This window comes from Oceanobacillus alkalisoli (assembly GCF_022213125.1).
In the GTDB taxonomy this organism is placed as follows: Bacteria; Bacillota; Bacilli; order Bacillales; family Amphibacillaceae; genus Oceanobacillus; species Oceanobacillus alkalisoli.
Genome location: NZ_JAKNRA010000060.1, coordinates 1 through 289 on the forward strand (window position 1 = coordinate 1; position 289 = coordinate 289).

Consider the following 289-nt stretch of genomic DNA (forward strand, 5'->3'; position numbering starts at 1 on the left):
GCAGAAGAAAGCGGCGTCGTTGGCGGCCGTGTCGTCCCACAGCCCCCGGGACGGCTCCACGCGGAGGCGGAAGGAAATGATGCGGGAAGAGCGCGGGCAGCCCTGGGCTGGGAGCCACTGCCCCCAGTGCCCCTCGCTGGACGTGATCACCCCCCTCTCATTGCACAGCAGTCGGATCCCATTCAGCGCGGTGTCATCACGGAACGTCCCCTGGGGGGGCTCCACCTTCAATTGGAACCCGGTGACGAAGGATCCTTTGGGGCAGAACTCCACCTCCCCCCAGGGCCGC

At 67.5% G+C, this 289-nt stretch carries 1 protein-coding gene; it reads right to left on the reverse strand.

The window, feature by feature from the left end:
- Positions 1–273 (reverse strand): hypothetical protein (locus L3V42_RS18620; RefSeq protein ID WP_369412922.1); only part of this gene is annotated, 273 nt, incomplete at its 3' end.
- Positions 274–289 lie beyond the last annotated feature (16 nt).